We start from the raw sequence: 20,526 nt of genomic DNA on the forward strand, positions 1-20,526 counted from the left end.
CGCTTGCCCGCGGCGGTGGCCGCGCGGGCCAGGATCGCCTGCACCCACGCCTTTTCCGTGCTGGGCTCGGCCTCGGCGACCAGCTCCCACGCCTCCAGGGCGGTGTCGTAGGCGCGCTGTTCGGTGTTCTCCAGGGTGAGCAGGTATCGGGCGTAGGCGCGACGCACCTCGACGGCGCGGCGGGTGTCGCCGTGGCTGTCGATCATCCGGATCGCCGAGCGGCTGTGGGCGATGGCGCGGTCGGGCTCGCCCGAGGCGGCGGCGGCCGCGGCGGCCCAGACGGTCAGCTCGAGCTCGTCGGTGCCCGCGAGGTGCTCGGGGTCGTTGACGCTGTGCCACAGCTGCAGCGCTCGTTCCACATGCGACAGTGTTTCGGCGGGGGCGGACACCTCGTCGGCCTCCTTGGCGGCCCGCACCGACGCGGCCAGGGCGCCGGGCGAGTCGTGGCTGGCCATGGCGTGGTGGGCGAGCTCGGCGGCCACGCATCCGTCGGTGCGCGCCAGGGCGGCGGCGATGTCGTGGTGGAGGCGGGATCGCTCTCCCGGCAACAGGTCGGTGTACACGGCCTCGCGCAGCAGCGCGTGGCGGAACGCGTAGTCGTCGGAGGCGTCCATGACGAGGATGTTGTGCTGGACGGCCTCGCGCAGCGCGTCGTCGAGCTCGGCGGCCGACAGGGACGACGCCCCGCTGATGCGGTCGTGGCCGAAGCTCTTGCCGATCACCGAGGCCAGCCGCACCGCCTGCTGGGCGTTGGGCGACAGGCGTTCGGCGCGCGCCAGCAGCACCTCGGCGAGCTCGCGGGGCACCGCGTCGTCGCCCGAGGCCGACACCAGCTCCTCGGCGACGAAGGCGTTGCCCTCGCAGCGTTCGGCGATGCGCGCGATGGTGTCCTCGCTGAGGTCCTCGTCGGCCAGGGCGCGCACGAAGTCGCGGGCGTCGGAGGTGGAGAACGGGTCGAGGTGGAGCCGCTCGGTGACGGGCAGCCGCACCAGCTCCGCCAGCAGGGGACGCAGGGGGTGGCGGCGGTGCAGGTCGTCGGCGCGGTAGGTGCCGACGACGAGGAGGCGCTGGCCGGACAGCCGCGATGCCAGGAACGCCAACAGGTCGCGGCTGGATCGATCCGCCCAGTGCAGGTCCTCGATGGCGATGACCACGGGGTGTTCGGCGGAGAAGCGCGACAGCGCGGCGTGCACGGCGTCGAAGAGTTGCAGGCGCCCGAGGTCCCGCTCGTCGGCGGGGTGTCCGTCGCGTTCGCCCCGCCCGGGCAGCATGCGCGACAGCGCGGGGTGGGCGTCGATGACGGCGGGGTCGCGGTCGGCGACTTCGCCGACGATCTCGGCGAAGGGCAGATACGGCAGGGCGGCGTCGGTGGTGTCGAGGCACCGTCCCGTCAGGACGATTCCCGCGTCGTCGGTGACGAGCGTCGACAGCTCCGCCAGGAGCCGGGACTTGCCGACCCCCGCGTCGCCGGACACCAGCACGACCGAGGGACGGCCCGACCGAGCGGAGCGCCACGCCTGTGTCAGCGTGTGCAGCTCCGCCCGGCGGGCGATGAGTGGAACTCCAGCTCCCAGTCGCGGCACGTCGGCAATCATGACACGCTCCATGGTCACGATCACCCGCTCAACGTGGACGCGGCGCCGACCTTCCCTGAGCGTCGGGTGAGCCTGGTCAGGAGCTTCCGCAGGGTGTGGCGGCGCTCGCGCGTCGCCTCGGCCTCGCGCGACAGGCGGTACTTGGCGGCCTCGTTGCGGAAGTGCTCGACGCGCTGCTTGTGCTCGTAGTGGATGTCGTAGTCGGTAAACATGGTGGGTGGCTCCTCGGCTTGGCACTGTTTGTCTTGTGCCACTAAGCCTCGGGCTGAGCCGCCCGCCTGCCATCGGTCATCGACGTCGCCTCGGGCCTCAGTTGCCGGGGTAAGGCGTCCCGGTAAGGCCCTTACCCCCTTACGGCGGCGCCGGGCCGCGATAACACCAGCCCGCTGTCGCCGCGTTCCTTCAGCTGGTCGACGAGCTGTTTGACGTCCTGGGCGCGGTCGCGCGGGCACACCAGCACCGCCTCAGGCGTGTCGACGACGATGAGGTCGTCGGTGCCCACGGCGGCGACCAGGCGCCCCGATCCCGGGACGATCACGTTGCGGCGGGCGTCGAGCGTGAGGATCTCGGTCTTGGAGTCGGCGGTCTCGATGACGACGTTGCCCGAGTCGTCGACGGGCGGCAGGATCGACCCGAGGGTGTCGAAGTCGCCGATGTCGTTCCAGCCGAAGTCGCCCGGCACGACGCCGACCTTGCCCTTGGTGGCCGCGCCCTCCATGACGGCGTAGTCCACCGAGATCCGCTCGAGGGTCGGCCACAGCTCGCCCAGCAGGTCCTCGCGTTCGGGCCGCTCCCAGGCGGCGGCCAGACGGCGCACCGCGTCGTGCAGCGCGGGGCGTTGGCGTTGCAGCTCGGACAGGAAGACGTCCACCCGCCACACGAACATGCCCGCGTTCCACAGGTAGTTTCCCGACGACACGTACTCGACGGCGGCGACGTGGTCGGGTTTCTCCTTGTACTCCACCAGCCGGTTGCCCGCGCCGATCTCCTCGCCGCGCCGCAGGTAGCCGAAGCCCGTCTCGGGCCCGGTGGGGCGGATCCCGATGGTCATGAGCAGGCCGTCGGAGGCCATGTCCATGGCCGCGCGCACCGTGGAGGCGAAGCCCTCGGCGTCGGCGATCAGGTGGTCGGCGGAGAACGCCCCCATGATGGCGGTGGACTCGCGTTCGGCGATCACGGCGGCGGCCAGCGCGATCGCGGCTGCCGAGTCCCTTGGGGACGGTTCCACCAGGATGTTCTCCTGTGGAATCTCGGGCAGCTGGCGCGCCACGGCGGTGGCGTGCGCGGTGCCCGTGACGACGTAGCGGTGCCGCACGTCCGACAGCGACGCCAATCGATCCACCGTGGATTGCAGCAGCGAGCGGTCGCTGCCCGTCAGCGGAAGCAGGAACTTGGGATGCCCGGCGCGCGACAGCGGCCACAAACGTGTGCCACTCCCGCCAGCGGGAATCACGGCGTGCAACATGGCGCCAAGTATGCCCATCGGTCGTGACGTGCTCAGACGGACTTGCCCGCGGCGCGCCGCCAGGTGGCCAGGTGGGCCTCGGCGCTGCGCTCCCAGGTGAAGTCGCGTGCGCGTTCCACGCCCAGGATCGACAGTTTCGCGCGCTGCTGCTCATCGGCGAGCAGGGTGGACAGGTCGCGGGCGATCTCGTCGGGCTCCTCGCCGGTGTAGGCCACCGCGTCGCCGCCCACCTCGGGCAGCGACAGCCGCGGCGTGGTGAGCACGGGCGCGCCGCACGCCATAGCCTCCACAATGGGCAGACCGAATCCCTCGCCGTGCGAGGGGTACGCCACCACCATCGCCCCGCCCAGATACCCGGGCAGGTCGGCGAAGCGCAGGTAGCCCGGCCGCACCACCTTCAGGTGCGCGGGAACCTCGGCCACCGCCTCGTCGATCGCGTCGTCGTGCCCCGAGCCGCCCGCCAGCACCAGCGCCGGCGGCTTCGGCAGGTCGGCCACGGCCGACGCCCAGGCCCGCACCAGGTTGGGGACGTTCTTGCGGGGCTCCATCACGCCCAGGAACGCCACGTACGGCGTGTCCGCCAGCCCGAGCCGCGCGGCCACCCGCGCCTTCTCGGCGTCGGAGGGGATGTAGAACGACTTCGCGTCCACCCCGTGGTACGCGACGTCCACTCTGGTGGGATCGGCGTCCAACAGCCGCACCAGCTCGTCGCGGGTCGCCTTGGACGGCACGATCACCCGGTCGGCCCGCCGCAGCGACGTCTTGATCGCCGAGCGGAAGAACGTGCCGCGCGCCTTGTCGTAGTGGCCGCGCGAGGTGAAGAACGTCGCGTCGTGCACCGTCACCGTCACGGGGCAGTTCGCCCGCAGCGGGCAGGTGTAGAACGGCGAGTGCAGCACCTCGGCCCCCAGCTGCTGCGCCAGCATCGGCAGCCCGGTCTGTTCCCAGGCCAACCGCGCCGGGCGATGCGTCACCGCGGCGGGGGCCGCGACGACTTCGGCGGCGGGCACCATCCCCAGATACCTCTCGGCATCGGCGCGCTGGCACACCACCGACAGATCTATCTCGCCGCTGTCCTCCGCCAGAGCGGACAACAAACCGTCCACGTAGCGTCCCACGCCGCCTCGGTCCGCGGGAACACTCGTGGCGTCCACGAGTACCTTCACTCCGGACACTGCTGATCGACTCCTGTGTCTTGTGATAATTCCCACCGATGAGCCTACGCCGGGCAGTTTGCGATCTCCACCTGGCCGAACGCCTTACACACGGTCGGGTTTACGACACCCACATGGCGTCGAAACCATTGTGGCTCCAAAGCGTCCGGGCCGGTGCCGCTTCGCGCGCACCGACCCGGAATTATGGGAGTCTTATGTAGACCGACTAGCCGACGAACAGGCGGACGTAACCCACCGTGTCGTTGTCGTCGGTGCCCTGGACGTAGCTGAGGCCCTTCATGGCCGCGTAGTCCTTCTCGTCGGCCGGGATCATCTTGCTGAGGTCGGCGTAGACCAGGTACGTCAGGTCCTTCGGCGCGCCCTCCACGGCCTTCTTGACGTTCGGCTCGTCGGCCATCGTGCCCGAGCCGGGGGTGTAGCCCTGGCTGGTCATGGTGACCTTGTTGCCGTCGGCCTTGGCCGTCAGGAAGCCGCCCGACTGCTCGCCCAGGCTGGCCAGCGTCTGCGCCTTGTCGGCCGAGGTGGTCTCGATGACTCCCTCGCCGGCGGGGTTCTCGCTGGCGAAACCGTTCATCGCCAGGGTTGCCGTGCCGCCCGACAGCGCGTCCAGGTACGTCTTCATCTCGCCGGACGGGTCCGTGCTGGCGCCCAGGCCGCCCGCCATCATGCCGCTGAACAGGCTGCCCTGCGTCATGTCGTCGGGGAACGCGATGGCACCGGCCAGGTCAGACTTCGGCAGCGCGGCGAACTTGTTCGCCAGATCCGGCGAGCCCTTCGGGGTGTCCTTGCCGTCGAAGGTCCTGGTCTTGAGCTCCAGGCCGTAGTCGGTGGCGCTGGCGCCCATGGCGACCTTGCCCTGCATCTGCTTGTCGTAGGACTCGAGCATGCTGGTCATCGTGCCGTCGCTGCCCAGCGGCGAGTTGGAGTCGCCCATCATCTTCTTGGCCGCGGCCCACGCGGGCTTCATGTCGGCCCAGGCGGTGACCACCTGGTCGTCGCCCAGCCAGTCGGCGGCCTCGGAGTACGCGTCGGAATCCGACAGCGGCGACTTCTTGGCCTCGGCGGCGGCGGCCTTGGCGGCGTTCTGCGAGTCGGACGAGCCGAAGGCGATCATGGCGTGGCCGTCGGAGACGACGTAGCCCATCTTGCCCTCGCCGGGCCCGGTCTTCTCCAGGTCCTTCAGGCCGGACTTGGCCTTGGCGTCGTCGCGGCTGTCGATCGACACCAGGACGTACGGGTTGTCCTTGCTGTCGCTCCAGATCGCGGTGGAGCCGCTGAGGCCCACCCAGTCGGACAGGTTGCCCTTCAGGTCGGAGTCGGTGTCCTCGAGCTTCTTCAGCTCGTCCTCGACCATCTTCTGCGGGTCGTTCTCCTTGGTCAGCTCGGGGAACTTCTCCGCCACGTCGGCGAGCTTCAGCTGCTCGTCCTTGCTGACGTCCAGATTGAACGAAATGAAAGCCTTTGTGGACGCCGGGAGGCTGGTCTCGGTGTCCGTTCCCTCCGTGTTGAAGTAGGCGACGCCCGCCCAGGCGACGCCACCGATCGCCAGCACGGCGACGAGCCCGATGATGGACAGCACCAGCGGCGAGCGGCGCTTCTTGGGCGCGCCGCCGGGCCCCATGGCCCCCAGGTGGATGTCGCCGGGCGGCGGGGGCGGCATCATCGGCGTTCCCGCGCCCATCATCTGGGGATCTTGCGGCGCGGTGGGATACCCGGAAACGGGCTGTTGTGAGGCGTCGGGATAGCCCGACACGGGCTGCTGCGGGAATCCTGGTTGGTAATTCGGATCGGGTGCGCCCGGAGGCGGATATCCACCCGGGTTTCCGGAATAGCTCACGACGAACCTTCCTTAGGGTGCATAAAAGTAAGCGTCAAACCTACCCGCGCACCGCAAGGGTGGTATCCCCTAATCGTGCCAGTGTCACTGGTCCCTGAACCTCTCGAACGCCTCGAGGGACCGCGGATTGGCCAGCGCGCCCGTGGAGGCGGCCACGTCGACGGGGGTGCCGGTGAGGATCTTCTTGACGGGGACCTCGAGCTTCTTGCCCGACAGGGTGCGCGGTACGGCGGGCACCTCGTGCAGCTCGTCGGGGACGTGGCGCGGCGACAGCGCGCCGCGCAGCCGCTTGGCGATCGTGGACCGCAGCGCGTCATCCACGGTGACGCCCTCGGCGGGGACGATGAACAGCAGCAGCCGGCCGGGCCCGCCTTCGTTGTCCTCCAGGTGCACCACAAGCGAATCGGCGACCTCGTCGAGATCCTCCACAACGGAGTAGAACTCGGCGGTGCCGAGCCGCACTCCGCCGCGCTTCAGGGTGGCGTCGCTGCGCCCGGAGATGACGCAGGTGCCGCGCTCGGTGATGGTGATCCAGTCTCCGTGGCGCCACACGCCGGGGTAGGTGTCGAAGTACGCCTCTCGGAAGCGCGAGCCGTCGGCGTCGCCCCAAAATCCCACGGGCATCGACGGCATCGGCGTGGTGACGACGAGTTCGCCCTGCTCGCCGACGACGGGCTGCCCGTCGGAGTTGAACGCCTCGACGCGGGAGCCGAGGCAGCGACAGGAAATCTCTCCCTTGTAGACGGGTACCAGCGGCGCGCTGGCGACGAAGCCCGTGCACACGTCGGTGCCGCCCGACAGCGAGGTCAGCATGGCCCCGGGCGCGATCGACTCATAGACATAGGAGAAGCCCTCGGGCGGCAGCGGCGACCCCGTCGAACCGACGCCGCGGATCGCCGACAGGTCGGCCACTTCGGACGGAACGATCTCGTTCTTGCGGCACGCCAACAGGAACGGCGCGGACGTGCCGAAGTTGGTGATGCCCGTCTCGGCGGCCAACCTCCACTGTGCCGTGAAATCGGGGAACGTCGGATTGCCGTCGTACAGCACGATCGCGGCCCCCACGGCGGGAGCCGACACCAGGTAGTTCCACATCATCCAGCCCGTGGTGCAAAACCAGTAGAAGCGGTCGCCCGGGCCCAGGTCGTGGTGCAGGGCCAGCATCTTGAGGTGTTCCAGGGTGATGCCGCCGTGCCCGTGCACGATCGGCTTGGGCAGCCCCGTGGTGCCCGAGGAGTACAGCACGTACAGCGGGTGGTCAAAGGGCACAGGCGCGAACTTGAGCGCCTCGTGCCGCGCCAGCAGCTCGTCCCACGGCATCGAGTCGGGCACGTCGTTTCCCGTGTACGGCAACGCCACCACACGGGTCAAACTGGACAGTTCGGCACGAATCGCGGCGATCTCGTCGCGGCGGTCGATGTGCTTGTTGCCGTACTGGTAACCGTCCACGGTGACCAGGACCTTGGGTTCGATCTGGCGCCAACGGTCGGCGACGCTGCGGGTGCCGAACTCGGGGGCGCAGCTGGAGAAGATGGCACCCAGGCTGGCGCAAGCCAACAGCAGCACCACGGTCTCGGGAATGTTGGGCAGGTACGCCGCCACCCGATCCCCGCGTTCCACACCCAGTCCACGAAGCCCCGCGCGGCAGCGCGCCACCTTATCGCGCAGTTCGGCCACCGTGTACTCCACGGCGTCGCGCGAATCGCTGCGTCCGATGACGATGACGTCGTCATCCTCCCGGCCCGGCGCCCGCAGCACCACCTGCGCATAGTTGATGGAATGGTCGGGAAACCACTGGGCCCCAGGCATCTGGGCCGACGCCAGGGCCCGCTCGGCGCTGACGGGTTCGCCAACGTCGAAATAGGACCAAATGGCCGCCCAGAATTGTCCGGGATGGTCAACAGACCACCGCCACAGCTGTTGATAATCGTCCGAATCAGTGCCATGATTCCGCGACAGCCAATCAGCGAACCGACCCATCCGCGTTGACGTGCGAGCATCGGCGGGAGGATTCCACAACACCGTGGCGTTCACAAATACTCCTCTTTGTCGATGGACTGTGACGGCGGCCCCATCCTGCCGCACACCTGAGCCGCACAATACGCAAGGATGACTGTTACGGCGAACCGCCCCCGTTCATAGGAGTCCCCCATGCGGCACATCGCTAGCCTCCTGGCAGGCATTATCATCGCCCCCATCGCGTGGCTGCTCATCGGCGCAGGCACCATCGGACTCGATCCCGACGGACTGTACAAACACGCCGCGGGCAAACCCTCCACCGTCATCGCGATCGCGATGTTCGCCGTCGCGGGCATCCTGCTCGGCTTCCTGGCCACCACCCGCCTCTCCCCCACGGGTCCCGTCGTCGCGGCCCTGATCCTCGGCGGCCTGTTCGCCCTGTTCCGCTTCTCGATGACCGGCTTCATCCTGCCCTCGGCCTTCACGGCCGTGAAGGTCCCCGTCCAGTCGGCGGTCGCCGCGGGCCGCTCGGGCACCGTGCTGGCCATCGCCGCCGTGCTCGTCGTGGCCCTCGTGGTGCCCCATCGCTGGCGCGGCAAGGACGACGACGACCGCGTCGTCGACACCGCTTCCCTGGCCTCGCCCCGCTCGGACACCACCTCCTCCCCCCGCAGCGACGCCATCGACCCCTTCTCCCCATCCACATCGTTCGCCAACACGGCCACGCCCCCCACCACCACCAGCGACAACTTCCCCAGCGCGGGAACGGGTTTCGACGAACGCCCCACCGACCCCTTCGGCGGCGGACAGGGCTCCTCCTCGGGCTACGAGGCCGCCCCCCCGACCCCCGAACAGCGCTCGCCCTACGCCGACGACGGCTACGGGTACGCCCAACCCCAGTCGGACGGCTACTCCGACCAGCAATACGGGCAGAACCGTCAGTTCCGTTAATAATAAGGAGTACACGCGCCAACGCCGGAGCGCTTTACGGCCGTAAAGCGGAAAAGCTGTGCCCGCCTTGCCCTTCAATGACGTACTTGGCCAAGGGCTATGCATACCCTGTATCGGAATGCCAGACTTGCCGCTCGCGAAGTCCGCGATCACAGTAGGGAAGAACGATGCGAAAACGAAGTCTGCGTTGGGGTCTGGTGGCCGCGGCGGTGGTCGGGGTGGCCACCGCGGTGACCGCCGCCCTGGTGCCGTGGTCGGCGAACGCCGATTCACAGAAGGCCGATGGGGCCTGGAAAACCACGTACGGCAGCCAGAAGCTCGGCGGGCGGTACAGCTCGATGACGGTCGGGGACGCCACGCACGCGTGGGCGTTCGGGAACAAGAACGGCGACGCGGACGACACCGACAACCAGCACACCAGGATCGACCGCTGGGACGGCGAGCAGTGGAAGCCCGACACCTTCCCGTCGACCTGGACGGTCACGCCCGAGTTCGCGGACGCCAACTCGGCCAGCAACGTGTGGGCGGTCGCCGAGACCGACGTCAACCACTACACCCTGCTGCATTACGACGGCAAGAAGTGGAGCGCGAAGCGGATCAACTTCCACACCGTCAGGGACATCACGGCCGTCGGGTCGAACCAGTTGCTGCTGATCGGCGACCAGACGCTGATGCGATACGACGGCACCAAACTGACCGAGGAGCCCGCGCCGAAGTACACCAACGCGGGCCTGACGGTGCGCTCCGCCGACGAGATGTACGCGGTCGGAGAGCACAAGAGCCAGCCGTACGTCGAGAAGTGGAACGGCGAGACGTGGGCATCCATGAAGGTGCCCTCGGTGAGTCTCGGTAAGTGCTCGGACGCTGGGTTCGGCGCCATGTACGCCCGATCGTCCAAGGACATCTGGGCCACGGGCAGCTACCTGTGCATGGAGGAGAACGAGAACGAGTACCTCAAGCCGCTGCTGGCCCACTGGAACGGTAAGAAGTGGACGATGATCACCGATGCCAAGCACCGCGGCGGTTACGGCCCCGTGGTCGACGACGGTGCCGGCGGGATCTGGGCCGCCTCCAACTCGGACACCGGGCAGTACGTGCACCGCGCCAAGGACGGCACGACCACCTACTATCACGCCGGCGTCAAGGGCCTGGACGGCTTGTCGCCGTCGATCGACAACGTGCCCGGGACCAAGTCGGTGATCGGCATCGCGACGATGTACGACGACAGCAACGAGCCGAAACCCTACGGCGTGGTGTCGGAGTACACGCCCTAGAGCCGCAGCAACCTGCGGCGATACAGCAGCATCAGGGCACCAGCCAGCAACGCCGAAGCCCCCAAGGCGAATGGCGTCGCGAGGCTGGTGCCCGTGACTGGCAGGACGTCATCGGCGGCGCCTGACGGTTTTTTGAGTTGGACGGGTGCCTGGGCGGTGGCCCAGGTGTCGGTGTGGTCATTGTGGATGTAGCCGATGTCGATGACGACGGTGCCCGGGGCGGCGTTCTTCCATGCCTTGGAGTCCTTGGCCCACAAGGTGAAGACGTAGGCGCGGTCGGCGCCCGGTTTCAGGTCGGCCATGGGGCATTGCAGCGAGGCGCCCGTGGCGTTGTAGACGCAATCGTTGATATTGGACGCGGGGACGATGCCGACGTGGCCGCGGGGGCCATCGGCGAGGGTGACGCGGACCGTGGCGTCGGCGAGGGTGTCGGCGGAGTCGTTGCGGACCTTGAACCACAGCTCGGCGCCGTCGGCGTTGTCGTCGCCGAAGACCTGAGTGGACCACACCTGTTTCGGGGCCTTGACCTGTGGGATGCGCTTGTCGTCCAGGGGAAGGCTGGCGTCGAGGCTCGCCTTTCCGCGGCCCACCGCATCGCCGTTGACGTCGCGGACGAAGCCCTTGGCGCCGGCGAGCCCGTGGTGGACGCGGTCGGCGTCGGCGCGCAGACCGAGCGCGAAGTCGATCGTCGTCCTGGCATCGGGTTTCAGGTCGCCGATGTGGCACACGGCGCTGCGTTCGTCGGTGATGGTGCAGCGGGAATCGTTGCTGTACAGGGTGACGGCGGGTAGTTCCCCGTACCGTTCGCTCAGGTCGATGTCCAGGGTGGTGTCGGGGTAGGTGTACAGCGTCGCGTTGTGCAGCTTGACCGTCCAGGTCGCGCGCTGGCCGTCGGGCTCTTGTGGATAGTGCGACAGCGACGGCATGGAGACCTTGAGGACGCTGGCGGCCGACGCGGGGGCGGCGGTGACGGCCAGGATCGTCAGGCAGGCGAGCGCGAGCGCGCCGATCGCGGCGCAGCAACGGGTAAGGAGCGGCATGGTGGAGTCCCTAGACATCGGAATGTGTAACGAAACCTATGCCGCGCGTGAGGAATCTCCAGGAGACGAAAGTCCCCAACCCGTCGAGGAATTCGTCATTCGCGGGGTCGGACGCGTCGCTACCCGGCGAGTCCCGCCAACGTCAGCGCGAGGAACCCCAACGCCGCCAGGGGAAGGCTCACCGCCAGCGCGACGAGGGTGTGTCGCGCGCCGCGGCACACGACCGCGGTCGACGCCACCGCGATCACGGCCATGATGGCGGCTGTCCACAGGTGATCGGCGCGCTGGTGTGGGCTGCGCGCCATCACCGCCGCCTCCGCCAGCAGCACGGCGGCCGGAAGCGCGCGGGCCACCAGGCGCGCGACGGTACGGTCGCCGCGCGACAGCGCCCCCGCGGGCGCGAACACGGCCCCGGCGATGACGCCGAACGCCGCCCACATCCAGGTCGTCGGCGACAGCAATGTGGACGCGTCGTCGTCGAGGAACACGATCGCCGCCACCTCATAGGTCCCGACGGCCAGCACCAGCATCGCCGCGCCCGACACCGCCGCCCACAGCGGTTGGCGAACCCAGGCGCCGAGGCCGTAGGCGGCGATCGCCCACACGGCGACGGAGTTGGCGAGGTTCGCCCACGGGTAGGGCAGCGCCACCTGGCCCAGCAGGTCGACCACACCCAGCGTCAGCCCCGACACCGCCGTGACCAGACATGTCACCCACACCCGATGGGTCAAGCGCCGTGGCTCGTTCATATATCGAGTATGCCCTCAAGGCCTGTGTACGGGTCGCGGGTCGGGATGCGACACTTGCTGACCGCAAGATCCACGCGTAGCCAGGTTGGGAGCACGATGCGAAAACACAGTCCATGTTGGGCATTGCGCGCCGTCGCGGTGGTCGCGGCGACGGCGACGATCGCCGCGGGTCTGGCGTCGTGCGGGGCGAGCGCCGATGCCGATCACTCGAAGGACGGCAGCTGGAAAACCGTGTACGGCAACCAGAAGCTCGGCGGGCGATATCAATCGTTGGCGGTCGGGGACGCCAAGCACGCGTGGGCCTTCGGCAACACGGACCCCGACGCCAACAAGCACACCAGGATCGACCGCTGGGACGGCAAGCGGTGGAAGCCCGACACCTTCCCATCCGAGTGGACGATCACACCCGAGTTCGCCGATGCCTCGTCGGCCGACAACGTGTGGGCGGGCGCTCAAACGGCCGACAAGGTATTCACGCTGTTGCACTACGACGGTCACCAGTGGAGCGAGCATCAGATCCACTTCGACACCGTCCGCGACATCGAGGCGGTCGGCTCCAATGAGGTCCTTCTGCTCGGCGACGGGACGCTCAGGCGCTTCGACGGCACCACCACGGCCCAGGAGACGGCACCAACACACTCGCGCTTCGGCGTGGTGATGGGCGCCGACGACACGCTGTACGCGGTGGGGGCACGCAAGAACCAGCCGTACGCCGAGAAGTGGGATGGTCGCAAGTGGACGTCCATGGACGCGCCCGCCTCGAGGCCGAAGAACTGTAGCGACGGGGGCTTCTCCGACATGTACGTCAGATCGGTCGACGACATCTGGGCCGTCGGCAATTCCATGTGCGGCAACTCGTTCAAGTCGTTCATGGGCCATTGGAACGGCAAGAAGTGGACGATGACCGTTGACACCAAGCACAACCAGCGGTTTGACCAGGTCGTCGACGACGGCCACGGCGGCATCTGGGTCGTCGACGCGACGGGCAAGTACGTGCATCGCGACGCCGCCGGCACGCTCACGCGCTACGACGCGGGAACGAAGGACGCGTACGGGAACCTCCCGCGGATCGCCAACCTTCCCGGCACCCGTTCCATGATCGGCACGGCGACGACGAATCCCAAGAGCCAGTCCTCCAAGACCCCGCCATACGGGCTGGTGCGGCAGTTCCAGCCCTAGGGAGACCGTGTTTGAGCGTCCCCATCCCTTGTGGTCCAACCCCTTCAAGGGATGGGGACGCGCTTCACCGTCACCCGCGCCACTGGGACGGGTAGTCCTCCAGTTCGATGTCGGTGGCGAACTTGTCGGTCATCTTCATCATGAGGCCGAGCAGGAAGTTGGCCTTGAAGGTCCAGTTGCGCATCAACATCTTCAGCCGCGAGCCAGGGGCGAGGAAGGATCCCGCGGTGCCCTGCTTGGCGATCTTGGCGTAGCCGCGGAACTTCTCCTGGTACTGGGAGAAGGCCGTCTCATGGTCGCCGTCGGCGAGCATCAGCTCTCCCGCCAGGACGTAGGCGCCGACCATGGCCAGGCCCGTTCCGAAGCCTCCCAGGGTGTTTCCGTACGCGGCGTCGCCCAGCAGGGCGACGCGGCCCCGCGCGTATTCGTCCATGTGGACCCGCGCGATCGCGTCCATGTAGAACTCCTCGGCTTCGGGGATCCTCTCCATCAGCTCGCCGATCCGCCAGGCCCCGCCCTGGTAGGCGGCGCGCAGGAATTCCTTCTGCTCCTTGACGTCCATGCGGTTGGCGTCGGACTTGTCGGAGGCGAACACGAAGAACGCGGGCGATTTCGGACCGCCCAGGGCCGCCATGCGGCCGGGCTCGTTGTACATCACCGCGTCGGAGTCGATGCCGAGGTCGGCCAGGGCGTAGTAGTGGCCGAGGAACTTCACGTAGTCGGATTCGGGGCCGAACGCCAGGCGGCGGGTGTTGGAGTGGATGCCGTCGGCGCCCACCACCAGGTCGAAGCGGCGGGGCTCGCCGTTGACGAAGGTGACGTCGACGCCGTCGGGGGTGTCGACAACGGACGTGATCGAGTCGCCGAAGATGTATTCGCATTCGTCGCTGGTGATCTCGTACAGCAGCTCGGACAGGTCGCCGCGGCGGATCTCGACGTCGCCGCCCGTGAACTCGCCGGGAATGGTGGCCAGCGGGCGTTCGTCGGCGTCGATGATGGTCTGGTCCTTGCCGCCCGTCTGGCGCTTGTGGATCTCGTCCCAGATGCCCATCCGTTCCAGGACGGTGCGGTGGGTGTCGCCCTTGAAGTCGATGGCCTGGCCGCCCTTGCGCAGCGACGGGGCGCGTTCGACGACCGTCACCGAGAAGCCGTAGCGGTTGAGCCAGTAGGCCAGGGCGGGCCCGCCGATGCTCGCTCCCGAGATGAGGACGTTGGTGTTCTTCATGCCGCTGAGCATTCCCGGGTGCGCTTACCGTTCGCTGACCAACGGCTGACCGAGAATTTTCGGGCGGTCAGCGCACGAGGGCTTGCGCGAGGCGGGCGAGAGATATTAGGTTAGCCTCACCTAATTCTTGAGAGGACGCCATGCCCCGCACCAACATGCACACCACCCGCCGCAGGCCCGCGACAACGGGGCTGCTGACGCTGCGGGTGCTGCGCCGCGAACGCGTCTCGCCCCACTTCGCGCGGGTCACGCTCGGAGAGGGAGACATCGAGCAATTCGCGCCCATGGGGTTCGATCAGTGGTTCCGGCTGTTCATCCCCGTGTCCGACGGCTCGCTGTCACGGGTGCCCGCCAAGCTCAGCGCGCTGTCCTATGCGCGGTTTCTCATGGTCTCCAAGACCACGCGGCCCGTCATGCGCAGCTACTCGGTGCGCGCCTTCCGCCCCGAGGCCGGCGAGCTGGACGTCGACTTCGTGCTGCACGGCTCCGTCGACGACGGCACGTGCGGGCCCGCCGCGGCGTGGGCCCAGACCTGCTCGCCCGGGGATCCCGTGGCCATTTTGGACGAGGGCGTGGGGTTCAATCCGCCCGACGGGTTGAGCGCCGTGACGCTGGTGGCGGAGGAATCGGGGCTGCCCGCCATGGCGGGGGTGCTGAGGTCGTTGCCCGACAACGCCACGGGGCGCGCGTTCATCGAGATCCCCGACGGCGAGGACAGCCAGGAACTCGCGGCGCCGTCGGGTGTGGACATACAGTGGATCGTGCGCGAGGACCCGCACGGCGTGCCCGGCCGCGCCGCCGCCGAGGCGGTGCGCGACATTCCCACGACGGGATACCACTGGGTGGTGGGCGAATCGGCGCTGGCGACGGGGATGCGGGGGCACTGGGCGCGCACGGGGGTCTCCAAGGAGCGCATCATGTTCTGCGGCTATTGGAAGCACCGCCGCTGATCTCCGCGGTGCGCACCTCGCGAAGCGCCCGCAGATGCACCGCGGCCCAGGAACGGAACGGGCGCCAGGCGTCGGCGATGTCCGCGAGCGCGCGTGATTCGCCGTAGCGGTAGGCGATCTCGGCGTCGAGGCGGTGCTCGTGCAGCGGCAGCACGTCGGGCGCGGAGGCACCGCGCACCAGGACGAGATCGGCCGCGAACGGTCCGATCCCGTGGATCTCGCGCAGCTCGGCCCTGGCGAAGTCGGGTTCCAGGCCGCGCAGATATCGTCCATTCAGGACGCCGTCGAGGGCGGCGTCGGCGACGGCGCGCAGGTAGTCGGCCTTGGGCTTCGGCAGGTCGAGGTCGAGGCCGCGCAACGCCTCGGGGGCGGGGAAGGCGCCGTCGTCGCCGTGGCGGCGCACCAGGTCCTCGCGGAGCTTGGCGGCCTGGACGATGCGCACCCGCTGCGACAGCACCGCCCACGCCGCCGCCTCGTACGGCGAGTGGAAACCGCAGGGCCGCAAGCCGGGCAGTCGTTGCTGGGCGTCGGCGACGACGGGATCGCGCCGGCCGACGGCGGGCCAGTCGGTGGCGTCGACGTCGAGCGACAGGAAGCGAAGGGTCTGTTCGGCGGCGGCGTCGAGATCGCCGTCGCCATCGACGGTGACGGTGGCGCGGGTCCCGCTCTGGGTGACCGCGGCCTCGGCGCGCGACCAATCGGCGTCCACCCGAAAGACCGTGCGCAGGGTGTCGTCGGCGGCGTCGACGCTCAAAGCGTTGGGCGCGAAGCCCTCCCAGAAGCCGCGGCTGGTGGCCAGCGACCACGGACCTCGGACGTCGACGGTGAGTTGGTGGCGCGTCATGGCGGTCTCCTCATACTCGGGGCCACCAGGGTATGTCAGGAGTCTGACATCGACGGCGATCCTTAGAATCGGCACCATGAGTGATCGCGAGCTGGTCTTGACGTTCGGACACGAGGAACTCGTGATCCGCAAGCGTTACGAAGCGCTCGGCATCGTGAACGACCTGCTGATCGCGGCGTGGTTCCTGATCGGCAGCTTCTTCTTTTTCTCCACCGATCTGACGTACGCGGGCACCTGGCTGTTCGTGTTGGGCAGCGCGCAGCTGCTGGTGCGCCCCGTCATCCGCCTGGCGCGGCTGATCCACCTGGGGCGGTTGCGGGAGCGCGCCAAGCAGGCGGGAGCGCCCAGCCGCGCAACCGTCACAGACTCCAGAGCTTCAGGCAGCGGTCGCGTCCCGCGGTGATCAGGACGGGGCCGTCGCCGAGGTCGGCGACGTCGATGGCGAAGACCTCGCGGTCGTGCCCCGCCCACGACGCGGCAACGGCGCGGGCCGCCAGGTCCCAGACGGTCACGGTGCCGTCCTCCATGCCCACCGCCGCGATCGGACGGTCGCCGAGGTAACCGATGTACGTGCTCTCCAAATCCGGCGCGTCGTCGGTGGCGTGCTCGAGGTCGAGTTCGGGAAACGACGCCACCCAGCTCTCGGTCGCGGGGTCACCAATGTGGATGACCGGCGGGCTCGAGTCGGCGACGCCGACCACGCACTGTTGCCCGTCCACGGTGATCAGACCGAGGCTGCGAAAGGGCGGCCCGTCCCAGAACTTCGCGTGAGGGGTGCAGGTGGCGGCGTCCCATACGATCGCCGAGTCGCCGCGGGAGTCGGTCAACAGCACGGGGGTGTCGCCGAGCATTCCCGCCGCGTGGCGCCCGACCCCGTCGTGATTGGCGGCCAGCTCCCGCGGATCGGCGTCGCGTCCCGCGGCGAACAGCTTGTGGCGGGGCGGGAAGCTGGAGTCGGCGGACAAGAAGACCGGACCCTCCACGCCCCGGTCCCACTCGACGACCGCCGCGCTCTGGACGCCGCTTTCCATCGGGTTGGCGCGCTGGCGGACGGCACCCGAGCGCAGGTCCCACTGGGCGAAGGACTGGTGGTCGCCGCCGCCACCGATGAGCACGCGCCCGTCCACGACCGTCGCGGCGATCGCGGTGAGCTCGATGAAGTCGTATTCGTCCTCCCAGGGATTGTCCACATGGTGCTCCCGCCAGACATCGGCGACGGGATCCCAGGAGAACACACGGCTTGAGAAGTCCGCGCACACCACCAGCGGGCATCCATTGTCGACGACGACGTCGAAGTCCATGATCGGCGAGTCCGAGGGGATCGCCGCGGTCGCGAGGGGGTTCGGCATTCCGGGATGTTAACCCGGCCCCGGGTCGGTCGCGCGAGGTGCGAGTGCAACGCCGGCGGGGGTGTCGGTGTTCTACCGACATGACGACTGTGAACGACCGCTTCGCCGCCCGCGTCGCGTCCGCCGACTGGGACGCGGTGACCGCCGAGGTCAACGAGCACGGCAGCGCGCTGCTGCCGCGGCTGTTGACGCCCGACGAGGCCGCCGGGATCTCCGCGCTGTACGACGAACCCGCGCGCTTCCGCTCGACGGTGGACATGCGGCGGCATCGATTCGGCGAAGGCGAATACCGCTATTTCGCCGAGCCGTTTCCCGAGCCCGTGCGGCGGCTGCGGGAGGAGTTGTATCCGCGGCTGTTGCCCGTGGCCCGCGACTGGGCGCGCAAGCTCAAGCGCGAGTCGCCGTGGCCCGACTCCCTGGCCGAGTGGCTTCAGGAGTGCCACCGCGCGGGCCAGACGCGGCCGACGCCGATCCTGCTGCGCTACGAGGCGGGCGGCTGGAACGCGCTGCACAAGGATCTCTACGGGGACAAGGTCTTCCCGCTTCAGGTGGTGATCAACCTCAACGACCCCGGGCGCGATCACACGGGCGGCGAGTTCCTGCTCGTCGAGCAGCGGCCGCGCGCCCAGTCGCGGGGCAGCGCGACGCTGATCCCCCACGGGCACGGCCTGGTGTTCACCACCCGCGACCGTCCCGTGGCCTCGGCGCGGGGCTGGTCGGCGGCGGCGACCCGCCACGGGGTGTCGGTGGTGCGCTCGGGGCGCCGCCACACCCTCGGTCTCGTCTTCCACGACGCGACATGACATCGGGGTACACACTGATCGGTGTGGACGGACGTCCGTACCGCAGCGCGGCGCCCGGGACCCTGGGCGGACACCGCGGCGGCCGCCTGTACGGGCGGCTGGACTGCCCGTCGGCGCGGCGGGCCATCGCGCGCGGCGGCTACGTGGAGCAGCGGGTGTTCTTCGCCGACGAGGACACGGCGATCGCGGCGGGGTATCGGCCGTGCTCGGTGTGCCTGCCGCGCGAGTACCGCTCGTGGAAGGAGGGGACGTGAGGCCGTGCGCCGCGCAGGTGTCGGGGGTGCTGCGGCTGCTGGAATCCCTGGGCGCCAGGACGATCGTGCTGGGGCGGTCGCGGGACGACGCGGCGGGCGCCACATGCGAGGCCGTGGCGCGGGCCTGGGTCGCGCGCGGCGGCGAGGTGCTGGACGTCGTGGACTGGCCCGAGACGGCGGCGTCCTGGCTGCGTCAGGCGCGCCGCTTCACGGCGCATCAACCCGACGCCTGGGTGGTGGCGGCGCGTCCGTCGGGCTGGAAGGGCATGTGCCGCAGGCTGATCGGCTCGGCACAGTGGGCGCCGCGACGGACCATCGTCGCGGCGTCCCTGACACCCGGTGATCAGATCGCGGACGGAGTCCGCGGTGTCACGGCCGAGGGCCGCGCGTGGTGACTACACCAGTCCCTTGAGAAGCCGCTTCGCGGCTTCCAGAAGTTGGCTATGAACAGGCAATTTTGTTCGCTGGCAAGGCGGAGGAGGAGCCTGTGTGAAAACACAGGCGACGACGACAACGCGGACCAGCGGGCAAATCGGACGTTCAGAGACGGCCTCTGAGGAACTGGCGCGCGATGACGATCCGCTGCACCTGGTTGGTGCCCTCGTAGATCTGGGTGATCTTGGCGTCGCGCATCATGCGCTCCACGGGGTAGTCCTTGGTGTAGCCGTAGCCGCCGAGCAGCTGCACCGCGTCGGTGGTGACGTCCATGGCCACGTCGGACGCGAAGCACTTGGCGGCGGCGCCGAAGTAGGTCAGCCCGTTGTCCTCGCGCTCCGACATCGCCGCGGCCTTGTAGGTGAGCTCGCGGGCGGCGGTCAGCTTCATGGCGGCGTCGGCGACCATGAACTGGATGCCCTGGAACTCGGCGATCGCCTTGCCGAACTGCTGCCGCTCGGTGATGTAGCCCGCCGCGTAGTCGATGGCGCCCTGGCCGATGCCGACCGCCTGGGCGGCGATGGTGACGCGGGTGTGGTCGAGGGTGCGCATCGCCACCTTGAAGCCCTCGTTCTCGGCGCCGATCAGGCGGTCGCGGGGAATGCGGACGTTGTCGAAGTAGACCTCGCGGGTGGGCGAGCCCTTGATGCCGAGCTTGTGTTCGGGGGCGCCGAAGCTGACGCCGTTGTCGGACTTCTCCACGACGAAGGCGCTGATGCCGCGCGCGCCGCCGCCCGGGGCGGTGGCCGCGAAGACGGTGTAGAACTCGGACTCGCCCGCGTTGGTGATCCAGCGCTTGGCGCCGTTGAGGACGTAGTGGTCGCCGTCGGCCTCGGCGCGGGTCTTCATGCCGGCGACGTCGCTGCCCGCCTCGGGCTCGGACAGGCAGTAGGAGAACATGGCGTCGCCGCTGGCCACGGGCGGCAGGTACGTGCGCTTCAGCTCGTCGGAGGCCGCCAGCAGCAGCGGCATGGTCCCGAGCTTGTTGACGGCGGGGATCAGGGAGGACGAGGCGCAGGCGCGGGCCACCTCCTCGATGACGATGGCGGTGCCCAGTGCGTCGATGCCCGCGCCGCCGTACTCGACGGGGATGTGGGGTGCGTGGAGGTCGGCGGAGCGCAGCGCCTCATAGGACTTTTGCGGGAACTCCGCGGTGGAGTCGGTCTCGGCGGCGCGCGGGGCGACCTCGGCGTCGCACACCTCTCGGGTGGCGGCGCGGATCGCCTCGTGTTCCTCGGGCAGGCGGTAGGCGTCGAAGTCCTTGTTTCCGCTCACAGGGGTCCACCTTCTCCAGGCTCGTCAAGCCTTAACGACTCGTAAGTTTCGCGTCCACCCGCGAGAATACCCGCCAGTAATGACGCGGAGACCGTGGCTTTTGCATATTGACGTACATCGATCCCGTGACGCCTTTGGTCAGATGGCAAATATGTATGAACTTCGAA

At 68.9% G+C, this 20,526-nt stretch carries 20 protein-coding genes; 8 read left to right on the forward strand and 12 right to left on the reverse strand.

Translation table 11 applies throughout. The annotated features are described in order from the left end of the window. From VE172_RS14465 to VE172_RS14490, 6 genes are all read right to left on the reverse strand, one after another. Positions 1-1,595 (reverse strand): ATP-binding protein (locus tag VE172_RS14465; RefSeq protein WP_324802626.1); only part of this gene is annotated, 1,595 nt, incomplete at its 3' end. A 20-nt stretch (positions 1,596-1,615) separates the two neighbouring features. After that, positions 1,616-1,807: a hypothetical protein gene (locus tag VE172_RS14470; RefSeq protein WP_324802627.1), complete on the reverse strand. Its 192-nt coding sequence runs from the start codon at positions 1,805-1,807 to the stop codon at positions 1,616-1,618. A gap of 131 nt (positions 1,808-1,938) precedes the next feature. Continuing rightward, a complete protein-coding gene (locus VE172_RS14475) occupies positions 1,939-3,060 on the reverse strand; it encodes a mannose-1-phosphate guanylyltransferase (protein ID WP_324802628.1) in 1,122 nt (373 codons plus the stop codon). Between the two features lie 32 nt (positions 3,061-3,092). Beyond that, a complete protein-coding gene (locus VE172_RS14480; RefSeq protein ID WP_349258383.1) occupies positions 3,093-4,235 on the reverse strand; it encodes a glycosyltransferase family 4 protein in 1,143 nt (380 codons plus the stop codon). Positions 4,236-4,440: 205 nt separating this feature from the next. Continuing rightward, positions 4,441-6,072, reverse strand: a complete 1,632-nt coding sequence (locus tag VE172_RS14485) for a hypothetical protein (RefSeq protein WP_324802630.1) — start codon at positions 6,070-6,072, stop codon at positions 4,441-4,443. Positions 6,073-6,156: 84 nt separating this feature from the next. Continuing rightward, on the reverse strand, positions 6,157-8,052 hold the full coding sequence (locus VE172_RS14490; protein WP_414715104.1) for an acetoacetate--CoA ligase: 1,896 nt from the start codon (positions 8,050-8,052) through the stop codon (positions 6,157-6,159). 171 nt (positions 8,053-8,223) lie between these two features. Here VE172_RS14490 and VE172_RS14495 point away from each other — a divergent pair, with 171 nt between their 5' ends. Continuing rightward, positions 8,224-8,982, forward strand: coding sequence for a hypothetical protein (locus tag VE172_RS14495; protein WP_324802632.1), 759 nt, complete (start codon positions 8,224-8,226; stop codon positions 8,980-8,982). Between the two features lie 167 nt (positions 8,983-9,149). After that, positions 9,150-10,256, forward strand: a complete 1,107-nt coding sequence (locus tag VE172_RS14500) for a hypothetical protein (RefSeq protein ID WP_324802633.1) — start codon at positions 9,150-9,152, stop codon at positions 10,254-10,256. On the opposite strand, the gene VE172_RS14505 is transcribed toward VE172_RS14500, so the two are convergent. Together VE172_RS14505 and VE172_RS14510 are read right to left on the reverse strand one after the other, a co-directional pair. Next, positions 10,253-11,296 (reverse strand): LPXTG cell wall anchor domain-containing protein, encoded by a 1,044-nt coding sequence (locus VE172_RS14505; protein ID WP_324802634.1) that lies wholly within the window; start codon positions 11,294-11,296, stop codon positions 10,253-10,255. The two genes, VE172_RS14500 and VE172_RS14505, sit on opposite strands and share 4 nt — an antisense overlap. A gap of 119 nt (positions 11,297-11,415) precedes the next feature. Continuing rightward, complete coding sequence (locus tag VE172_RS14510) at positions 11,416-12,045, reverse strand: DUF6518 family protein (protein ID WP_324802635.1); 630 nt, start codon at positions 12,043-12,045, stop codon at positions 11,416-11,418. Positions 12,046-12,141: 96 nt separating this feature from the next. Here VE172_RS14510 and VE172_RS14515 point away from each other — a divergent pair, with 96 nt between their 5' ends. Further along, entirely contained in the window at positions 12,142-13,224 is a 1,083-nt protein-coding gene (locus VE172_RS14515) for a hypothetical protein (RefSeq protein ID WP_324802636.1), read from the forward strand. Positions 13,225-13,294: 70 nt separating this feature from the next. On the opposite strand, the gene VE172_RS14520 is transcribed toward VE172_RS14515, so the two are convergent. After that, positions 13,295-14,449 carry an FAD-dependent monooxygenase gene (locus tag VE172_RS14520; protein WP_324802637.1) on the reverse strand — a complete coding sequence of 385 codons (1,155 nt, stop codon included), beginning with the start codon at positions 14,447-14,449 and terminating at the stop codon, positions 13,295-13,297. Between the two features lie 140 nt (positions 14,450-14,589). Here VE172_RS14520 and VE172_RS14525 point away from each other — a divergent pair, with 140 nt between their 5' ends. Beyond that, on the forward strand, positions 14,590-15,399 hold the full coding sequence (locus tag VE172_RS14525) for a siderophore-interacting protein (protein ID WP_324802638.1): 810 nt from the start codon (positions 14,590-14,592) through the stop codon (positions 15,397-15,399). On the opposite strand, the gene VE172_RS14530 is transcribed toward VE172_RS14525, so the two are convergent. After that, positions 15,365-16,243, reverse strand: a complete 879-nt coding sequence (locus tag VE172_RS14530) for a DNA-3-methyladenine glycosylase family protein (protein WP_324802639.1) — start codon at positions 16,241-16,243, stop codon at positions 15,365-15,367. The two genes, VE172_RS14525 and VE172_RS14530, sit on opposite strands and share 35 nt — an antisense overlap. A 76-nt stretch (positions 16,244-16,319) precedes the next feature. Between VE172_RS14530 and VE172_RS14535 the strand changes: the two genes are divergently transcribed. Further along, positions 16,320-16,646: a YrhK family protein gene (locus VE172_RS14535; protein WP_324802640.1), complete on the forward strand. Its 327-nt coding sequence runs from the start codon at positions 16,320-16,322 to the stop codon at positions 16,644-16,646. Here VE172_RS14535 and VE172_RS14540 read toward each other — a convergent pair. Continuing rightward, positions 16,603-17,592 (reverse strand): WD40 repeat domain-containing protein, encoded by a 990-nt coding sequence (locus VE172_RS14540; RefSeq protein WP_324802641.1) that lies wholly within the window; start codon positions 17,590-17,592, stop codon positions 16,603-16,605. The genes VE172_RS14535 and VE172_RS14540 overlap by 44 nt on opposite strands. Before the next feature lie 80 nt (positions 17,593-17,672). Between VE172_RS14540 and VE172_RS14545 the strand changes: the two genes are divergently transcribed. From VE172_RS14545 to VE172_RS14555, 3 genes are read left to right on the forward strand one after another with little or no spacing between them, the layout of a single operon-like run. After that, complete coding sequence (locus VE172_RS14545; protein ID WP_324802642.1) at positions 17,673-18,395, forward strand: 2OG-Fe(II) oxygenase; 723 nt, start codon at positions 17,673-17,675, stop codon at positions 18,393-18,395. Beyond that, positions 18,392-18,649 (forward strand): Ada metal-binding domain-containing protein, encoded by a 258-nt coding sequence (locus tag VE172_RS14550; RefSeq protein WP_349258384.1) that lies wholly within the window; start codon positions 18,392-18,394, stop codon positions 18,647-18,649. The genes VE172_RS14545 and VE172_RS14550 overlap by 4 nt, the downstream gene beginning before the upstream one ends. Then, positions 18,646-19,044 (forward strand): hypothetical protein, encoded by a 399-nt coding sequence (locus VE172_RS14555; protein WP_324802644.1) that lies wholly within the window; start codon positions 18,646-18,648, stop codon positions 19,042-19,044. Before VE172_RS14550 ends, VE172_RS14555 begins: the two co-directional genes overlap by 4 nt. Before the next feature lie 145 nt (positions 19,045-19,189). On the opposite strand, the gene VE172_RS14560 is transcribed toward VE172_RS14555, so the two are convergent. After that, positions 19,190-20,359, reverse strand: coding sequence for an acyl-CoA dehydrogenase family protein (locus VE172_RS14560; protein WP_324802645.1), 1,170 nt, complete (start codon positions 20,357-20,359; stop codon positions 19,190-19,192). Positions 20,360-20,526 lie beyond the last annotated feature (167 nt).

It is taken from the genome of Stackebrandtia sp., assembly GCF_035643755.1.
GTDB lineage: Bacteria > Actinomycetota > Actinomycetes > Mycobacteriales > Micromonosporaceae > Stackebrandtia.

What these genes read in the sequence shown, in the direction of transcription:
- VE172_RS14500 (WP_324802633.1), top strand. Translation starts at nt 9,150, where the DNA reads ATGCGAAAACGAAGTCTGCGTTGGGGTCTGGTGGCCGCGGCGGTGGTC.
- VE172_RS14530 (WP_324802639.1), bottom strand. Translation starts at nt 16,243, where the DNA reads ATGACGCGCCACCAACTCACCGTCGACGTCCGAGGTCCGTGGTCGCTG.
- VE172_RS14495 (WP_324802632.1), top strand. Translation starts at nt 8,224, where the DNA reads ATGCGGCACATCGCTAGCCTCCTGGCAGGCATTATCATCGCCCCCATC.
- VE172_RS14475 (WP_324802628.1), bottom strand. Translation starts at nt 3,060, where the DNA reads ATGTTGCACGCCGTGATTCCCGCTGGCGGGAGTGGCACACGTTTGTGG.
- VE172_RS14545 (WP_324802642.1), top strand. Translation starts at nt 17,673, where the DNA reads ATGACGACTGTGAACGACCGCTTCGCCGCCCGCGTCGCGTCCGCCGAC.
- VE172_RS14520 (WP_324802637.1), bottom strand. Translation starts at nt 14,449, where the DNA reads ATGAAGAACACCAACGTCCTCATCTCGGGAGCGAGCATCGGCGGGCCC.
- VE172_RS14505 (WP_324802634.1), bottom strand. Translation starts at nt 11,296, where the DNA reads ATGCCGCTCCTTACCCGTTGCTGCGCCGCGATCGGCGCGCTCGCGCTC.
- VE172_RS14510 (WP_324802635.1), bottom strand. Translation starts at nt 12,045, where the DNA reads ATGAACGAGCCACGGCGCTTGACCCATCGGGTGTGGGTGACATGTCTG.
- VE172_RS14470 (WP_324802627.1), bottom strand. Translation starts at nt 1,807, where the DNA reads ATGTTTACCGACTACGACATCCACTACGAGCACAAGCAGCGCGTCGAG.
- VE172_RS14535 (WP_324802640.1), top strand. Translation starts at nt 16,320, where the DNA reads ATGAGTGATCGCGAGCTGGTCTTGACGTTCGGACACGAGGAACTCGTG.
- VE172_RS14515 (WP_324802636.1), top strand. Translation starts at nt 12,142, where the DNA reads ATGCGAAAACACAGTCCATGTTGGGCATTGCGCGCCGTCGCGGTGGTC.
- VE172_RS14525 (WP_324802638.1), top strand. Translation starts at nt 14,590, where the DNA reads ATGCCCCGCACCAACATGCACACCACCCGCCGCAGGCCCGCGACAACG.
- VE172_RS14490 (WP_414715104.1), bottom strand. Translation starts at nt 8,052, where the DNA reads ATGGGTCGGTTCGCTGATTGGCTGTCGCGGAATCATGGCACTGATTCG.
- VE172_RS14550 (WP_349258384.1), top strand. Translation starts at nt 18,392, where the DNA reads ATGACATCGGGGTACACACTGATCGGTGTGGACGGACGTCCGTACCGC.
- VE172_RS14540 (WP_324802641.1), bottom strand. Translation starts at nt 17,592, where the DNA reads ATGCCGAACCCCCTCGCGACCGCGGCGATCCCCTCGGACTCGCCGATC.